Genomic DNA, 17,921 nt, shown 5'->3' with positions numbered 1-17,921 from the left:
GCCGTTCGTCACTGCCCGGTGTCCGTGCCCGCGGTGGCGCCGTTGCCCTGTGCCGGGATCTCCCCCGGGGGGTCCGTGCCGGCGGTGGCGCCGTCGGTGGGGGCCGACGGGGAGGGAGTGGCCGCCGGGGGCGGGTTCGTACCGTCACCGGTGCTGCCGGACTGCGTGGGGCCGGGCGTCGGATCGGCCGGGGAGCGGTCGCCCTGTCCCGGGTCGGGGCTCCGGCTCGCGCCGCCCTGCGGGTCCGTACCGGACGTCGCGCCGCTCTCCTGACCGGGCGTCCGCTCCTGGCCGGGGCCGGTGCTCGTCGACGGCGCCGGACCGTCCGACCCGGAACCCCGCTCGCCGCCACGCACGACGGAGCCGACGGTCGTGCCCTGACCGCCGCTCAGGTCGTTGCCGGAGACCAGCTCGTACGTGGTGATTCCGGCCATCGTGAGGACGAAGACCACCGCCGCGCCGAGCGCCGACCGCTTCCAGCCCCGGATCCGGGTGCCGTGCGTGCTGGCTTCGGAGAACTCCTCGTCCGGGGCCGGGCGTGCCGTGGTGAGCAGCTGGGTCGCGTCGAGGGGCCGCAGCATGCGGGTGCGGTCCGGATCGTCGGCCGGGGCGGGTGGCGGAACCGTGCCGTCCGCCCTGCGCAGCACGGTCGTGGCGTCCATGGCGGGCAGCACCGTGGTGGCGTCCTCGGCATCCGCGGCTCCTCGGGGAGCTCCGGTCGGCGGCCGCCGCGTCCCCTTCGTCGCACGCGCACCGCTCGTCTCACGCGTATGCACCGTCACCTCGCGGTCCGGGTGCTTCACCTGGACGGTGACTTCGCGGATCTGCTCCCCCGTGCGACGGAAGAAGTGCTGGAAGACGGAACCCCCGCAGGTTGCGACGACGCTCATCACTCCGGCGCCGAGGATCGTTCCGTACACACCAAGCTGGGAAGCGGCCACCGCTGCCGCGACCGCTGCCACGGCGCTGCCCGCCACCTGCGGCAGGCTCAGATCTATTCGCCTTTCCTTGGGTTCTATGTCATTTTCCGGCTTCTGCACCATTTCCAGCCCTTGATTGACATCTCTCCCACCATGCAACAGGAAGGGACACTTGAGCGAAGGGATTAGTTCCGCTTCGGGGGATTCTGTGAAGCGGGACACGCGTGAAGGGTGCGCCACCCGGGGCCGGGTAGCCCAACTCCGCACCTCACGAGAACTTCGACGGCGCGGCGGTCCACCCTGGTGGCCCGAATGGAGTACTGTGGCGAGCCCTGGGGCCGGACTCCCGAGCGGGTGTCCGGGATCTTCGGGAGGGGGCCGAAGGAGGCACTCGATCCGGCGGCGCCACGGCATCGCACGGCGACTGGCTACATGAGGTGACCAGCGGTCACTTTCTGTTGCAGAATAGGTCACCGTGTCATACCGGCGATCAAGGGCTCACGCCCGACACGCCGGGCAACACGGCAATGTTGTGGCAGGCTGCACCCGGGCAGGCCACACTCGACTAGCGGAAGCAGCGACGCACGTGACGTCGGCAGGCACCACCCGGGAGGTCCCCATGCCCGAACTGCGTGTCGTGGCCGTCTCCAACGACGGCACACGACTGGTGCTCAAGGCTGCGGACAGCACGGAGTACACGCTTCCCATCGACGAGCGGCTGCGAGCCGCCGTGCGCAACGACCGCGCGCGACTCGGCCAGATCGAGATCGAGGTGGAGAGCCACCTCCGCCCCCGCGACATCCAGGCACGGATACGAGCCGGTGCCTCCGCGGAGGAGGTCGCCCAGTTCGCCGGAATCCCCGTCGACCGTGTCCGCCGCTTCGAGGGCCCCGTGCTCGCGGAGCGCGCCTTCATGGCCGAGCGGGCCCGGAAGACTCCCGTGCGCCGTCCCGGCGAGAACACCGGACCCCAGCTCGGAGAGGCGGTGCAGGAGCGGCTGCTGCTGCGCGGCGCCGACAAGGAGACCGTCCAGTGGGATTCCTGGCGCCGCGACGACGGCACCTGGGAGGTCCTCCTGGTGTACCGGGTCGCGGGCGAGCCGCACTCGGCCAGCTGGACCTACGACCCGCCGCGCCGACTGGTCCAGGCCGTGGACGACGAGGCGCGTTCGCTGATCGGCGAGACCGACGACGTCGCCGCGCCCGAGCCGAGCTTCCCGTTCGTGCCCCGGATCGCCCGGCTGCCGCGCGACCGGCCGCTGGACCGCGCCCTGGACCGCCAGATGGAGCGGCCCACGGCCCCGCCGCCCCCGCCCGAGCCCGAGGAGCACATCGCGTCCGTCTCGGCCGGTGAGCGCGATTCGCTGACCAGCCTGCTGGAGGCGGTGCCGAGCTTCCGCGGCGACATGGTGGTGCCGGAACGGCCGACGCAGCCCGAGCCTCCCGCGATCGAGCCCCCCGCACAGGAGCCGGAGGCCGACGAGCCACCGGCGGCAGCCTCCGCGGGCGCCGGTTCCGCCTACGCGGATGTGCTGATGCCGCGAGCGGTGGCCGGCCACCGTGACCGGCTGACCGGTACCACGGACCGCCAGGCCGAGGCGGACGGCGTCCGACCGGGCCGCCGGGCCGCCGTACCGACCTGGGACGAGATCGTCTTCGGTACCCGCCGCAAGAAGCAGGACTGAGCGGGGGAACCACGGCATGACGAGGGCCCGTACGCCACTGCGTACGGGCCCTCGTGCCGTCCTCGTCCGCCGCCCCCGGCGCTTATGGGGCCGGGCGCGGCGGTCCCGGCCGGATCGCCCGCCGTTACTGGGGCTCGGGCCCCGTGGCGACCGGGCGGGACTCGTCGCCGGACCACTCGGACCAGGAGCCCGCGTACAGCGCCGCGGGGATCCCGGCGACTGCCAGGGCCAGGACTTCATGGGCACCGGAGACGCCGGAGCCGCAGTAGACGCCGATCTCGTCCGCCCGGTCGGCGCCGAGCTCCTTGAAGCGGACCGCCAGCACCTCCGGGGCCAGGAACCGGCCGTCGTCCCCCGTGTTCTCGGAGGTCGGGGCCGAGACGGCGCCCGGGATGTGGCCCCCCACCCGGTCGATCGGCTCCACATCACCCCGGTAGCGCTCGGCGGCCCGCGCGTCGAGCAGCAGCCCCGAGCGGGCCAGCGCCGCCGCTCCGTCCGCGTCGAGCAGCGGCAGCGCGCCGGGAACGGCCCGGAAGTCGCCCTCGGCCGGGGACGGGACCCCGGTCTGGAGCTCACCCGTCCAGGCGGCGAGACCGCCGTCCAGGACCCTGACGTCCGGGTGGCCCGTCCAGCGCAGCAGCCACCAGGCACGGGCCGCCGCCCAGCCCTGACCGCCGTCGTACACGACCACCGGGGTGTCCCTGGAGACACCTGCCCGGCGCATCACGGCCCCGAATTCGTCCGGATCGGGCAGTGGATGGCGGCCGCCGCTGCCCGCGGGGCCGGCGAGTTCCGCGTCCAGGTCGACGAAGACCGCGCCGGGAATGTGCCCGGCCTCGTAGTCGGGCCGCCCGTTCGGGCCGCCCAGCTGCCAACGTACGTCCAGGAGCACCGGCGGACGTGGCCCCGTCGACTCGCTCACGTATTCGGATGCGGTGATGATGGGCTTCATGGGTGCCATCCTCGCGCAGGAGGCGCCCTGCCCGTAACACCCTCGAAACGGGCGCACCGCTGCGAATCGGTCTCCCTGCGTCGAGATCCGGAAAGTGCGGCGCGGCCGGAGCGCATCGTGCGCCGGGTGGTGCCAACATCTGCACGGGGCGTACACATTCCGTACCGCACAACGGCGCGCCGGCCCCGTTCCCCCCGTAAGGCCACCCCGATGGTCCGAGGAGAGAGTGACGATGACCGAGGTTGCCGCCCCGCGTACGCCCGGAACACCTTGCTGGGTGAGTCTGATCGTGCACGGCCTGAGCACGACCCAGGACTTCTACGCCGACCTGTTCGGCTGGGAATTCGTGCCGGGTCCGGACCAGATGGGTCCGTACGTCCGGGCGCTGCTCGACGGAAAAGTGGTGGCGGGCCTCGGACAGCTGCCGCCCGACCGGCATCTGCCGGTCGCCTGGACCACCTATCTGGCCACCGACGACGCGGATCACACGGCGGAGACCATCCGGTCGTGCGGCGGCACGGTCGCCGTGGGCCCGCTCGACGCGGGTGAGGCGGGCCGGCTCGCCATCGCCGCCGACCCCGGGGGCGCGGTCTTCGGCATCTGGCAGGCCGCCGCGCACATCGGCACGGCGCTCGCCGGTGCTCCCGGCACGCCGGTCTGGAACGAACTGATGACGCGCGAGACCGCGACGGTCTGCAAGTTCTACCAGACGGTCTTCGGCTACGAGGCGGAGGCGGTCGTCTCGGCGGACTTCGACTACCAGACCCTGTACCTGGAGGGGCGCCCGGTGGCCTCGCTGCACGGTGTCGGCCATGCCCTGCCGCGTGACCGGGGCCCGCACTGGATGACCTACTTCGAGGTCTCCGACACCGACGAGGCCGCCCGGCGGGTGGTGGAGCTCGGCGGGTACGTCCTGCAGCCGCCCCGGGAGGGCACGAGCGGCCGGGTGGCGACCGTGGCGGACCCGGAGGGCGCGGCGTTCACTATCGTCCGGTCGGCCCCTCGCTGAGCCGGTCCGACGGCGGCGTCTCAGCCGGTCCGGATCCGTTCGACGTGCCGACGGGCGGGGCCGGCCAGCCGGGCGTGCATCTCGTCGAAGAGCTCGGAGGCGTGGGTCCCGCTCCATTCGGCGGGCAGCAGCTCACGCGCGACCCCGGGATCGAGGTAGACGAGCCTGCGCCAGTCGGTGAGGACCCTGATGTACATCGCGAACGCCTCCCGGTCCGTCACCGCACTGCCGTTCGCGGTCCGCTCGGCCACCGGGCGGTGCGCGGCGAGGAAATCGACGTACAGCCGCTGCAGCCGGGCGGTGTCCCACCAGGAGCGGACCTTCGCGGCGAGTTCCTCTGCGTCTCCCCCGCCGGCCGAAAGGTAGTCGGCCCGGAAGAGGTCGGCGTACGAGCGCAGGCCGTGCCTGGCCAGCATGGACTCCGCCTCGTCGTGCACATGCCCCGGCGCGATCCACACCCCGGCGGAGACGGAACCGAAGCCGAGCCGGGTGAGCTGCGTGCGCAGGGTGTGCCGCCTGGCACGTTCGGACTCGGGCACCGAGAAGACGACCAGTACCCAGCCCTCGTCGACGGTGGCCCGCCGGGCAGCGAAGATACGCGGATCGCCGTCGCGCAGGATCCGCTCGGTCTCGGGCGAGATCCGGTAGCCGGCCGCTCCGGACACCGGCCGTGCTTCGAGCAGTCCGGCCCGCTTCAGCCGGGAGACGCAGGAGCGTACGGTCGGCGCCTCGACTCCGAGGTCGGCGAGCAGCTGGATCAGCGAGGCCACCGACATCCAGCCGTCGGTGTCGCGCGCGTACAGCCCGTAGACGGTCACGATCAGCTGTCTGGGCTGCACCTTGCCCAGCGGGCCCGGTCCGGAGTCGTCCTCTTCCGCTTCCGCGCTCACCGTGTTCACAGGCGTCATCCTAAGCAGCCGCACACCGTGCCGAGCGGGCGGCTCGGACGGAGGTGACGGGCAGCACGTCCGGCGACAGCGCGCCCGCGCGGGCACGCGCGCTGGCCGTACTGCGCTGGTGGTGGCGTCGGCACAGCACCTCGTAACCGACTTCGCCCCTCCGCTGGTTGGCACGCGGCGCGACGTACTCGCCCACGGGGGCGGTACCGGCACCCCCGCGGGCGCGGCGCCGACCGACGCCGACCGGCCTCGTTCGACCTCAGCGCGGGGAGAGGTCCTCGGGGAGGAGCAGCCGCAGGTCGTCCAGGCTCGGTACCGCAACGGTGCTCAGCCGTCCCGCCTGATGGGTCATCATCTGCTCCAGCGTCTGCCTGGCCAGCCGAGCGTTGCCGAAGGACGCTTCCCTGGGGATGCCGTCGAAGTGGTTCCGCAGCGCGCTGGCCGTGCCGGGTGCGCACTCGTAGCCGTTGTCGGCCGCGTGCATGCGGACGATCGTGACCAGCTCGTCCGAGGAGTAGTCGGGGAACTCGATACGCCGTGGGAAGCGTGAGTCGAGACCCGGATTGGAGTTCAGGAACCGGTTCATCTCCGCGGTGTACCCCGCCACGATCACCACCACCTCGTCACGGTGGTCCTCCATCAGCTTCAGCAGCGTCTCCACCGCCTCCTGGCCGAAGTCCGAGGAACCGGCTCCCGAGCGAGGCGTCAGGGTGTACGCCTCGTCGATGAACAGGACGCCTCCCAAAGCCCGTTCGAACATCTCTCGGGTCAGCTGCGCGGTGTGCCCGACATAGCGGCCCACCAGGTCTGCACGTGAGACCTCGACGAGCTGGCCACGGGGAAGTACGCCCAGGGAGGCCAGTAGTTCGCCGTAGAGCCGCGCCACCGTTGTCTTGCCGGTACCGGGCGGGCCCGCGAAGACCAGATGGTTGCTGATCCGGGGCGCCGGCAGCCCGGCCTCCTTCCTCCGGCGCGTGGTGGCGAGCAGATTGACCAGGTTGCCCACCTCGCGCTTGACGGCCGCGAGGCCCACCAGGGCGTCCAGCCGCAGCAGCGGGTCCTCGCCGTCCTGCCCGTCCCCCTGCGCACCGCCCGCCGGGACGCCCACGTCCTCCGCGGTCAGCACGGCCAGCTCCCGCTCGCCGGCCTCCGGCAGGGCGGCCAGCCGGGACGCCTGCCGGTCCACCATCTCCTCGAAGACCTTGCGGGCGGTACGGCCGTTGCCGAAGCCCGCGTCGCGGGGGATCCGCTCGAAGCGGGTGAGCAGTGCCGCCCGTGCCGCCGGATCCAGCTCGTAGTGGTGGCCGATGCACATCCGCTCCACGATCGTGACCAGCTCGTCCGAGGTGTAGTCGGTGAACTCGACGCTGCGGGTGAAACGTGAGGCGAGACCCGGGTTGGACGCCAGGAAGTCCGTCATCTCCTTCGGGTAACCGGCCGCCACCACCACCACGTCCTCGCGGTGGTCCTCCATCAGCTTGACCAGTGTGTCGATCGCCTCGCGCCCGAAGTCGGCGCCACTGCCGCCGCCGTCGGAGAGCAGGGTGTACGCCTCGTCGACGAACAGCACCCCGCCCAGCGCCTTGTTGAAGGTCTCGGTGGTCTTGATGGCCGTCCCGCCGATGATCTGCGCCACCAGGTCGGCACGCGACACCTCCACCAGGTGCCCGGAGCGCAGCACGCCGAGCGAGGCCAGGATGGAGCCGTACAGCCGGGCGACGGTGGTCTTGCCGGTGCCGGGCGGGCCCGCGAAGACCAGGTGGCGGCTCATCGGCGGAGCGGGCATGCCGATGCTCGCCCTGCGCTGCGCCATCCGGTTGAGGTTGATCAGCGTCAGCACCTGCTGTTTGACCTCGTCCAGGCCGATCAGCGACTCCAGCTCGGCGACCGGGCCCGTACCGGACCGGGTGTCGGCTGCCGGGGCCGCTCCGCCGGGCAGCCGCCCGTCGCCCGCCGCTCCCGCGTCCTCCACGGTGCCCCAGGCGTCCGGGGCACCGTTGTCCGCACTGACCAGCCCCTCGACGGCGAGCCGGTCACCGGGCACCGTCTGGCGCACTCCGCTGCCCCGGTTGGCACGGACGGTGCAGCCGGTAACCGACACGGCGTCGGTGCCCTCCACCCGTATGCCGTCGGCGCCCGAACCGGTCACCTCGCAGCCGTTGAGAGAGGCGCGGGCGCCCGCGGACACCAGCACGCCGCACTCGGCGGCATCCGTCAGCACGGCACGCACGGCCGACAGTTCGCCCTCGGCCGCGATGTGGATGCCCGCGCCACCGGAGTCCTCCACCGCGGTGTCCCGCAGCGTGAGCGCGCCCAGCGCCCCGATGTGGATTCCGGCCCCGGCGGAGTTGCGCAGCCGGCCCTTGCCCACGAACAGGTTGCCGTGGCCCGAGACATGGACCGCCGAGTCGCCCGACCGCTCGACGACGCTCTCCTCCAGCCGCCCCCTGCCGTCCTTGACGACCTCCACCCCGTGTGTGCCTGCCCCGGTGACCGTGGCCCGCAGCAGCAGCGGGTTGGCGCCGCTGCGGATCACGATTCCGGATCCGGCGCTGTCGCGCACCTCGAGGCGGTTGAACTCGGCGGCCGAATCCTCGTCGAGCAGCACACCGATGCCCTTGGAGTCACGGACGACGGTGTCCGTCAGCACCGGTGAGGAGAAGCCCGTGACCCGTACGGCGGGCTCCTCGGCGGTGGCGAACACGCACTCCTCGAACGTGCCGCGGCTGCGCTCGGTCACCAACAGGCCGTGCCCGCCGCTCCGTTCGGTACTGCACCGGGTCAGCGTCGGTGAACTGCCGCCGCCCAGGACGAATCCGTGCCCGGTGGCATCGCTGACCGCGACATCCTCCAGGACGACCAGTCCGGCGCTGTTCACGAACACGCCGACGACGGCCTTGCGGACCGTGCCGCGCACCATCCTGACCGAACTCTCCTCCTCGACGGCGACGCCCGGCTTGCCGGTCGCCGATATCGCGCATTCCTCCAGGTGGACGTGTGCCTGCCCGTTGGTGAGGACACCGTTGCCCTTGGTGTCCCTGAGTTGGCTGAAGCGCGCGGTGATCCTGCCCCGCTCACCGGCCACCAGGGCCGATGTCCCGAGGTGTTCGACGACACAGTTCTCGAGGAAGCTCTCGGCCGAGGACGTGGACACCACACCGGCGCCCACCGGGTTGCTGATCCGGCACTGCCGCAGCGCCAGCGACCCGCCGTCCCGCGCGAAGAGCGCCGACCAGGCCGAACCGTGGATGTCGCACCGGTCCATCGCGAGCTGCCCGCGCGGCGCGTCGACCACGGGCAGTTCGTCATCGTGCCCGCGCAGCACGAGGTCCCTGACCATCACCGCGTCCCTGGTGAGCGTCAGCGCCGTTCCGCGCCGCGGCGCCAGCTCCACGGTCCCCTCGCCCTCGGCGGCGGCCAGGGTGATCGCGGTCGAGATCGTCACGCTCTCCTCGTACCGTCCTGGAGCGATCCTGACGACCGCTCCGGCACGGGCCCTTGCGATGGCCTCCCCGACGGTGCGGTGGTCGCCCGTCCCGTCGGCGGCGACGGTGAGCATCTGGCGTGACACGTTCTGACCTCCCGGACCCCTGCGCCGTAGGTACGGGGCGGAGCGCGCGGCATGTAGGGCGTGGGAAACTGCTGTAGCCATCATGCCTGTTGCTGCAGGTCGCCCGCCATGGTGATCGACGTTCCGGCGCCGCCGAAGCACCGGTTCGGGGCGATCCGGGCAGGTACCGGTGGTGGGGGGAGCGTCGTTACCATCGGCGCATGCGATCTTCGAGGTCCTCGGTGTCCCGCGCGCTCGGACCGGCAGCACTGGCCACCCTGCTCCTGATACCCGGCACTGCGTCTCCCGCCGGTGCGGCAGGGGAGGCGGACAGCCCCTCGTTGCCGGGAATACCCACCACTCTCGCCGACGGCCGCCCGTGCACTGCGGGGTCCGCCAAGAAAACGGCCCAAGTCCCTTGGGCACAGAGCTTCCTGGGGATCGACAGGGCCTGGGAGCTCAGCCGGGGCGCGGGGGTGAAGGTCGCCGTCATCGGTACCGGAGCGGATCTGCGCCGGGTACCGGCGCTGGACGGCCGGGTCACCGGAGGCCCGGATGTGGTGGCGGGCGGCACGGTGCGGGACGACTGCGTCGGATACGGCACGTTCCTCGCCGGCATCGTCGCGGGCGGGCAGCAGCAGGGCCTCAAAGCGGCCGGGGTCGCCCCGGAGGCCGAGGTGATCGCGGTGCGGGCCACCGGTGGACACGGCGCGACCACACCCGAGGCGCTGGCCAAGGGGATCAGGGCGGCCACCGGATCCGGGGCGCAGATCGTCCTTGTGGCGCTGAGCGTCCCTTCCGCCCCGAAGCAACTGAAGGACGCCGTCCTCGCCGCACAGAAGGCCGGTGCGCTGGTGGTGGCGCCCGCCTCGGCACGGGAGTGGGAGAGCCGGGTGGGGACATCGCAGGCGGGGAACGGGCCCGCCTACCCGGCGGCGCTGCCCGGGGTGCTCGCGGTCTCCTCGGTGGGGCCGGGGGGCGAGCCGGAAGCGCCGGGCACGGAGAAGGGGCGGCGTTCGCAGCCGAGGCTGAGCGCTCCCGGCGTCTCGGTGGTGGGGCCGGGCCCGGGCGGCCGCGGCCAGTTCACCGGCCGCGGTGACGCGGTGGCCGGCGCCTTCGTCGCCGGTACGGCAGCCCTGGTCCTCTCCTACCACCCCCGGCTGACCGCCGAGCAGGTCGCGCACCGGCTGGAGTCCACCGCCTATGGGGCCGTGGGTGACACACCGGACCCCGGCATCGGGCTGGGGATCGTGGATCCGGTGCGGGCGCTCTCCGCCGTACTTCCCGAGGAACGCCCACAGCCGCCGTCCGGAACGCGGCAGGCCTCGGCCCCGGCCGTCCCGCCGCTCGACCCGCCGGAGGCACGCAACCGTGCGCTGGCCGTGTCCGGCGGGGCGGCCGGGGTGGCGGTGCTCGTCGCCTTCCTCGCATTCGTGCTGCCCAGAGGGCGCCGCCGGGGATGGCGGGCGGGCCGGGGGCCGGTCACGGAAACGGGCTGAGCCATGACCGCCCGGCAGAACCCCTAAGGACTCTCGGGACCCGGGTCGGGCAGCAGCGGGGTCTGCACCTGCACCACACCCCTGCGCGTGATCAGCTGTGCCCGGCCCGGCGGCAGCTGCCTCGGCTTGGTGTCGTTGAACAGATACCCCTCCGAGGGCGGGCAGGAGAGCAGCGCAGCAGGCGTGTTGACTTCCAGCAGACGGCGCAGCAGAGGATCGTTCATCGCCCGCGCCGCGCCGTTGGCGCTGCGTGCCACGATCAGGTGCAGACCGAGCTCCGCGCCCTGGGCGAGGTAGTCGAGCAGCGGCCCGAAGTGGTTGCTCATGTTGCCGCCGGACACCATGTCGTAGTCGTCCACGACCAGGAAGACCCGCGGGCCGCTCCACCAGTCCCGCCGCTTCAGCTGGGCGGGCGAGATGTCCGCGCCGGGCAGGCGCTCCTTCATGGCTCGTGCGACGCCGTCCACCGCCTGCTTGAGTACGTCGACGGAGACGGCGTAGCCCAGCCGGTGCGACTCGGGGACGCTCTCCAGCAGCCCGCGCCGGTAGTCGATCAGCAGTACCCGCGCCTCGGCGGGGGTGTAGCGGTCGGTGACCGCCCGGCAGACCGAGCGCAGCAGGTTGGTCTTGCCGGTCTCCGCGTCTCCCACCACCACCAGGTGCGCCGTCTGTGCGAAGTCGTGCCACATGACGTCGAGCTGGTTGCCCTCCAGGCCCAGCGGCAGGCGCAGATCGCCGTCCGCGCCTACCTCGGCGTCGGGCAGCTCGGTGGGTTCCAGAACCGACGGCAGCGTGCGGACCGCGGGTGCGGGCGGGCCCTGCCAGTGCTCGGCCACCTGTGCCACCGCGTCGGCGACGGCCGCCCCGAGGTCCGAGGCGCTGTCGCCGCCGTCCAGCCGGGGCAGAGCGGTGAGGAAGTGGTGCTTGGAATCGGTCATGCCGCGGCCGGGCGACTTGGGGATGGTCGCGGCGGCCCGCATATTGATCATGGAGTCCATGCTGTCGCCGAGCCGCAGCTCGAAGCGGGTGCCGAGCTGGTCCCGCAGCGCGGTGGGGATCTCCGACCAGCGGCCCGCCGCCACGATGAGGTGCACACCGTAGTTGAGCCCCCGCGCCGCCAGCGCCGTGAAGGTGTCCATGATGTCCATGAAGTCCTGGCGGATCGTGCCCCAGCCGTCGACGACGAGGAACACATCGCCGTACGGCTCGTCCGGCATCTCACCGGCGGCCCGGCGGGCGCGCAGGGTCGCCATGGAGTCGATGCCCAGCTCGGCGAACTGCTTCTCGCGCCGGGCCACCAGCCCGTGCACCTCGGCCAGTGTGCGCTGCACCCGCTCCAGGTCCAGTCGGCCCGTCACACCACCTACATGCGGCAGGTCGCGGAGCGAACCGAGTGAACCTCCACCGAAGTCCAGGCAGTAGAACTGGACTTCGCGTGGCGTGTGCGTGAGGGCGAGCGACATGATCAGGTCGCGTACGAGGGTGGACTTGCCGCTCTGCGGACCGCCCGCGATTCCGACGTGCCCGCCCGCGCCGGACAACTCGGCGACCAGGGGTTCGCGGGTCTGGTCGAAGGGCCGGTCGATGATGCCCACCGGCACCGTCAGCGTGCCGTGCAGTTCGGGATCGATGGTGGTGAGACCCCGCTCGGCGTGCGGTTCCACGCCCATCAGCAGGACGTCCAGCGACAGCGGGCTGTCCAGCGGCGGCAGCCAGACCCGGTGCGCGGGCCTGCCGCCCTCCCGCATCCGGGACACGGCCAGCGCGAGCAGGGACTCCTCGCTCTCCTCCTCCGCCACCGGCTGCGGGGCCGGGTCGGGCGCGGGGAGCCGGGGCGCTGTCCACTCCGTGCGGTACGGGACCACCTGACCCGCGACAGCCGACGCGCCGACCCTGCGGACCCCTTGATAGGGCCCGGAGACGTACGCGGCCTTGAACCGGACCAGGGTCCCGGTGTCCTTCTTGAGGATGGCGCTGCCGGGTACGGAGGGCAACTGGTAGGCGTCCGGCACACCCAGGACGCCACGGCTCTCCATCGAGGAGAACGTCCGCAGCGCGATCCGGTACGACAGATGTGACTCCAGCTGGGTCATCCGGCCCTCGTCCAGCCGCTGCGAGGCGAGCAGCAGATGCACACCCAGGCTGCGGCCGAGCCGTCCCACCATCACGAACAGGTCCATGAAGTCGCGGTGTGCGGAGAGGAGTTCGCTGAACTCGTCGACCACCACGAAGAGCGTCGGCAGCGGCTCCAGGTCGGTCCCCGCCGCCCGCGCCGTCTCGTACTCGAACGCCGACGTGTAGTTCCCGGCGCTGCGCAGCAGCTCCTGGCGGCGCATCAGCTCACCGTGCAGGGCATCCTGCATGCGGTCCACCAGGGAGGACTCGTCGGCGAGGTTGGTGATCACGGCCGAGGTGTGCGGCAGACCGTCCAGACCCAGGAACGTGGCGCCGCCCTTGAAGTCGACCAGGACGAAGTTGAGCTTCTCCGAGGAGTGGGTGAGCGCCAGCGCCAGCACCAGGGTCCGCAGCAGCTCCGACTTGCCGGAACCCGTCGCGCCGATCAGCACGCCGTGCGGGCCCATCCCGCCCTGCGCCGCCTCCTTGATGTCCAGTTCCACCGGGGTGCCGTCACCGGCGAGCCCCAGCGGCACCCGCAGCCTGGCACGCTCGCTGCGGTCGTCGCGCACGGCGTCCAGATCGACGGTGTGCAGGTCGGGAAGGCCGAGCAGGGTCGTCAGCTGCACGTCCGAGGTGAGCGCCTCACCGTTGTCCGTGGTGATGCCCATCCGATAGGGGGACAGCAGCGTGGCCAGTGCCCTGGCCCGCCGGGGACCCAGCACATCGGGCCTGCCGAGCGCGGACGTGGTCTCCTTCCCCGACCGGTCGGTGCTGACCAGTTCGAGCCGCTGCCCGGCGATCCGCAGCCGCAGCGTGTGGCGGGACGGACGCCAGGGCAGGGAACCGGACACATCCAGCGTCACCGCGTTGCGGTAGCCGTCGGTGGCCAGCCGGGAGTCGGCGGGCGTCCGGGCGCTGTCCAGGACCACGACACAGTAGGGCTCCTCGGCGCTCGGGACGGCGTCCGTCTCGAAGGCGGGCCGGCCGGTCAGTTCCTCCCCGAGCAGCGATTCGAGACCCAGGACGGAATCGGTGACCAGCCGCACGGGTCCCCCGCCGTCGACGTCCGTCGGATGCTGGGCGTGCGGCAGCCACTTCACCCACTCCCAGGCGCCCTGGCGCTCATGGTCCGCCAGCACCACGATCCGCAGGTCCTGCGGCGCGTGGAACACGCTCAGCTGCGCCAGCAGAGCCCGCACCATCGCGTGCACGGCCTCCTCGTCGGACTGGAGCAGGACGCGCGCGTAGGTACGCAGATAGACCGCGACCGGCTGGTCGGGCACGGTCCCGTACGCCTTGATGAAGCGCCGCAGGGCGTGCGCGGACAGCGGCTCCAGGTCCTCCACCGGCTTGGTGCTCAGTGGTGTCAGCTTCGTCGCCAACTGCTGCTCGCCCACCGCGATCCGCACCTCGGCGAAGTCCGCGTGCGTCGCCCGCCGCTCCCACAGCCTGGCCGTGGGCACCAGGCTCCACAGGGACGCCGGGTCCGGGTGCGACCACGCCTGCGCCTCCCGCTGCTGGTTGATCACCTTGCGTACGCGCCTCCGGCTGATCGACAGGTACCGCATGTAGTCGCGCCGCTCACCGAGCAGGACCCGCTTGCGGTCCCCGGAAGCCCGTACGATCTGCGAGACCAGCATGCCGACGGCCGACAGCGCCATCAGGCCGATGGCGACATACATCATGGGGCCGCCGCCACTGCCGGGACGCAGGAAGATGAGAACCATGCCGAGCGAGCTGAGCGCCATCGGCATGTACGTGATCATGTTGCCCATCGCGCTCTGTGTCTCCGGCACCGTGGGCGGCTCCTGGAGGCTCAGTTCGCCATGGGGCATCTCGGGGCCAAGACGCCGGGGAGGCCTCTTGAAGAGGACCACGCTCAAAGGGAATCGCCTTCCTGAGGGGTGCCGGCGGTTGCCGTGACGCGTCTTCGGGATGACAGGACGTCAAACACCTGCGGTACGGCCGCCGGTGCGGAAACGCAGGCCGGGGGGTGAGTGGGGGCGGGGCCGACGATCTTGACCGCACCCCACAACGTACAGACTGCACACACAAGTTAATGTGATCAATCTGACCGCGTCGACCACTGTCCTGGAAGGCGATGAAACGCGCTTGACCGACATATCCGCGGCACCACTGTGCCGCCTCACGGTGATGACGCCCGACCGCTCCGTCGAACTTGCCGTACCGTCCGACATCGTGCTCGCCGATCTTCTGCCGACCATCGTCGACCACGGGGGCACCGACCTCTACGAACGGGGTGCGCAGGCAGGCGGCTGGGTACTCCAGCGCCTCGGCCAGGAACCTCTCGACGACGAGAACACGCTCGGCGACCTCGGCCTGCACGACGGCGAAACGGTCCATCTGCGCCTGCGGGGGGACGCCCTCCCCGAGATCCACTACGACGACCTCGTCGACGGGCTCTCCAGTCGGCTTCGTGAACGCCCCGACTCCTGGCGGCCGGTGTGTTCGCACCACCTTATGACCGCGCTCGCCCTGTGCGCCCTGGCCACCGGCCTGCTGCTCCTGCTGCTGCCCGGCGCCACCGGGCTCAGGGCGATCTGCGCGGCGGCGACCGCGATCCTCCTGCTGGCCGGTTCGGCCGCAGCCTCACGCGCTGTCGGCGACATCGGCGCGGGCGCCGCGCTCGGCGCGGCGGCCGTCCCCTATCTCGCCCTGGCCGGAGCCCTGGTGCCCCAGGGAGCCGTGTCCGACGCGGAACTGGGCGCCCGACTGCTCGCGGGATGCTCCGCGTCGGCCGGCGCCGCCGTGCTCGCGCTGGCCGCCGTGGGCGCGTGCGCCCCGCTGTTCCTGGCCGCCGCCCTGGCTGCGGTCCTCGGGGCCGTGGGCGGAGCCGTGATGCTCTGCGGCGTCCCGGCCACCGGCACGGCCGCCCCGCTGGTCCTGGCGGTCGTTGTGCTGGGACACTTCCTGCCGGCCCTGGCGTTCCGCCTGTCCGGCCTGAAGGTGCCGCTGCTGCCCACCAACGCGGACCAGCTCCAGGAGGGCATCGAGCCCACCCCGGACGAGCGGATCGCCGCCCGCGGCGCCGTGGCCGACAGCTACCTCACGGGCCTCTACGGCGCCACCGGGCTGGTGGCAGCGGGCTGCCTCACGGTGCTGGCGTTCGAGAGGTCCTGGGCGCCGCTCACCCTGGCCGCGGTCCTGTGCGCACTGATGTTCACGCACGCACGGGCGATCGGCGGCGCCTGGCAGCGGCTCGCCGTCCTCCTGCCGGCCGCCTACGGTTCCCTCCTGCTGACGGTGCAGCTGGTCCTGCGGACCGACGACGGGGCCCGGCCGCTGCTGCTCGCCGCTCTGCTGGCCGTCGCGGCCGTACTCGCCATCACGGGCTGGACGCTCCCTGGCCGGCGTCTGGTGCCCTACTGGGGGCGCGCGGTCGACCTGCTCCATCTGCTCTTCGCCATCGTCCTCGTCCCGCTGGCCCTGCTCGTCGCCGGTCTCTACCAGTACCTGCGGGGCCTCAACAGCTGAGCCCGCTGTCCGGCGGCCGCCGCCGGACAGCGGGCGGACCCCGGGGTCCGGCGGCCGAAAGCCCCGGTATCCCGGGCCCTCGTGTGCCGGGCCGACGCCCGGTCGGAAAGGCAAGGAATGCAGTCCAGGCGGGACCAGGTCCACGCGCACATGTTCGTCATGAGCCGGCTGTCACTGGGAATGCTCCGGGACGACCCGGACGGCCCCGAGTCCGCACACCGGCGGACCACGAAGGGTTTCGTCATCGGCCTAGTGGTCGCGACCCTGGCCGCGCTCATCGTCACGGTGTACGGGCTGGTGGTGCCCGGCGGCTCGAACGCGTGGAAGGCCACCGGAACGCTGGTGCTCGACGAACGTTCGGGCGCCCGCTACCTCACGCTCGACGGAGTCCTCCACCCGGTCCTCAACGAGACCTCGGCCAGACTGCTGGCCGGTGACCGGATGAAGGTGGTGAGCGTCAAGCCCGCCTCCATCGAGGACGCCCCGCGCGGCGCGACCCTGGGCATCGTCGGCGCACCGGATCCGCTGCCGCAGGCGGGCGCGCTCAGCCGCGACGCCTGGTCGGTGTGCGCCACCCGGCCCGACGCCGCCTCGGAGCCGCTCCTCACCCTGGCTGTCGGCCTGACCGCCAAGGGCAGGCCCGTCACCTCGGACGCGGCCACCCTGGTCCGTACCGCCCCGGGCGGCACCACGTACCTCCTCTGGCACGGCACCCGGATGCGGCTGAACACCGCGAACTACGCCGTGCAGGCCCTGGGTTACAACCCGGACGGGGCGCATACGGTCCCCGACGCTTTCCTCAACGCCCTGCCGGCGGGCCCGGATCTGGCGGTGCCGGAAGTGACCGGACGCGGTAAGGCGGGCCCGTCGCTGGCCGGCCGCCCGACACGGATCGGGCAGCTGTTCGACGGCCCCGGTGGCCACTACCTGCTGACGGAGAACGGGCTGACCGAGGTCACCGCGCTGGAGGAGGCGCTGCTGAAGGGCGATCCGCGCACCCAGCGGACCGCGTACGCCGGAGGAGCCGTCGTCCTGCAGAAGATCGGCCCGGACGACCTGGCGCGCCATCAGGACCCGAAGACGCCCCGGCTCGTGGGGGCCGGGGGTGGTACGGTCCCGACCGGCCTGCCCAGGCCCAGCCCGGTCGGCGCGGGCGAGGGCGTCTGTGCCGTCGTCGGCACCGCGGACGGCAGGCCGACGGTCTCGGTCGTCCTGCCCCGCGCGGACGCGGTGGGGGGCCGGGCGGTGTCCAACCAGCCCGGAATCACCGCGGGTTCCGGGACCGCCGACATGTTCGCGGTACGCCCGGAGGGCGGTGCCCTCGTCACGGCACTCTCCTCGGCGGGCACCGGTACGGCCTACTACCTGGTCACCGAGTCGGGTGCCAAGTACGCGGTCCCCGGGGGCGAGAAGGGACTCCAGCGGCTCGGGTACCGAGTCGATCAGTCCGTGCCCATCCCGTCAGGTGTTCTCGGGATGCTCGCGTCGGGGCCCGCGCTGGACGACACGGCCCTGCTGACGCAGGGGCTCGTGGAAGCGTCACGGACGACGCCCTGATACCGATTTTCCTCCGGCTCAAGGGAGTTGAGGTTCCCTTGAGCGTAGGAAGGCCGGGAGGCACGCGCTTTCTCCGGCGTTTCCGCAGCTCACACACATGTCGAAGATGAACACTCAGATTATCGGGGCACGTTCGTACCAAGATCCTGTACGGCGTATTAGCCTGATGATCCGTCGACTACCGGAGGTCGTGATTCCCGGTGGTCGGCCTGCCGTGCGCACATGGCGCCGCCGTGTT

Annotated in this window: 10 protein-coding genes; 5 read left to right on the top strand and 5 right to left on the bottom strand. The window is 72.1% G+C overall.

What is annotated here, in order from left to right; translation table 11 throughout:
• Positions 1 to 8 precede the first annotated feature (8 nt).
• Positions 9 to 1,043, bottom strand: coding sequence for a hypothetical protein (locus ACIRJP_RS11680; protein ID WP_404171455.1), 1,035 nt, complete (start codon positions 1,041 to 1,043; stop codon positions 9 to 11).
• Between the two features lie 496 nt (positions 1,044 to 1,539).
• Here ACIRJP_RS11680 and sepH point away from each other — a divergent pair, with 496 nt between their 5' ends.
• A complete protein-coding gene (gene sepH / locus ACIRJP_RS11675; RefSeq protein WP_404171452.1) occupies positions 1,540 to 2,604 on the top strand; it encodes a septation protein SepH in 1,065 nt (354 codons plus the stop codon).
• 124 nt (positions 2,605 to 2,728) lie between these two features.
• Here the strand turns inward: sepH and ACIRJP_RS11670 are convergent, their stop codons facing one another.
• Positions 2,729 to 3,556 (bottom strand): sulfurtransferase, encoded by an 828-nt coding sequence (locus ACIRJP_RS11670; protein ID WP_404171449.1) that lies wholly within the window; start codon positions 3,554 to 3,556, stop codon positions 2,729 to 2,731.
• Positions 3,557 to 3,788: 232 nt separating this feature from the next.
• Here ACIRJP_RS11670 and ACIRJP_RS11665 point away from each other — a divergent pair, with 232 nt between their 5' ends.
• The gene (locus ACIRJP_RS11665; protein ID WP_404171446.1) at positions 3,789 to 4,565 is read left to right on the top strand and encodes a VOC family protein; all 777 of its coding nucleotides are present in this window, start codon (positions 3,789 to 3,791) and stop codon (positions 4,563 to 4,565) included.
• 20 nt (positions 4,566 to 4,585) lie between these two features.
• Here the strand turns inward: ACIRJP_RS11665 and ACIRJP_RS11660 are convergent, their stop codons facing one another.
• Together ACIRJP_RS11660 and ACIRJP_RS11655 are read right to left on the bottom strand one after the other, a co-directional pair.
• Positions 4,586 to 5,464 carry a PaaX family transcriptional regulator C-terminal domain-containing protein gene (locus ACIRJP_RS11660; RefSeq protein ID WP_404171443.1) on the bottom strand — a complete coding sequence of 293 codons (879 nt, stop codon included), beginning with the start codon at positions 5,462 to 5,464 and terminating at the stop codon, positions 4,586 to 4,588.
• 259 nt (positions 5,465 to 5,723) lie between these two features.
• Positions 5,724 to 9,023 (bottom strand): right-handed parallel beta-helix repeat-containing protein, encoded by a 3,300-nt coding sequence (locus ACIRJP_RS11655; protein ID WP_404171718.1) that lies wholly within the window; start codon positions 9,021 to 9,023, stop codon positions 5,724 to 5,726.
• Positions 9,024 to 9,235: 212 nt separating this feature from the next.
• Here ACIRJP_RS11655 and ACIRJP_RS11650 point away from each other — a divergent pair, with 212 nt between their 5' ends.
• A complete protein-coding gene (locus ACIRJP_RS11650; RefSeq protein ID WP_404171440.1) occupies positions 9,236 to 10,513 on the top strand; it encodes a S8 family serine peptidase in 1,278 nt (425 codons plus the stop codon).
• A gap of 23 nt (positions 10,514 to 10,536) precedes the next feature.
• On the opposite strand, the gene eccCa is transcribed toward ACIRJP_RS11650, so the two are convergent.
• Entirely contained in the window at positions 10,537 to 14,466 is a 3,930-nt protein-coding gene (gene eccCa, locus ACIRJP_RS11645) for a type VII secretion protein EccCa (RefSeq protein WP_404171437.1), read from the bottom strand.
• Between the two features lie 277 nt (positions 14,467 to 14,743).
• Here eccCa and eccD point away from each other — a divergent pair, with 277 nt between their 5' ends.
• Entirely contained in the window at positions 14,744 to 16,126 is a 1,383-nt protein-coding gene (gene eccD / locus ACIRJP_RS11640) for a type VII secretion integral membrane protein EccD (protein ID WP_404171434.1), read from the top strand.
• Positions 16,127 to 16,243: 117 nt separating this feature from the next.
• Positions 16,244 to 17,683 (top strand): type VII secretion protein EccB, encoded by a 1,440-nt coding sequence (gene eccB / locus ACIRJP_RS11635; RefSeq protein WP_404171431.1) that lies wholly within the window; start codon positions 16,244 to 16,246, stop codon positions 17,681 to 17,683.
• Positions 17,684 to 17,921 lie beyond the last annotated feature (238 nt).

Source organism: Streptomyces sp. NPDC102437 (assembly GCF_044765565.1).
Taxonomy (GTDB): domain Bacteria; phylum Actinomycetota; class Actinomycetes; order Streptomycetales; family Streptomycetaceae; genus Streptomyces.
The sequence above is the reverse complement of the archived record's forward strand: the minus strand, read 5'-3'. Positions and strand labels throughout refer to the sequence as shown.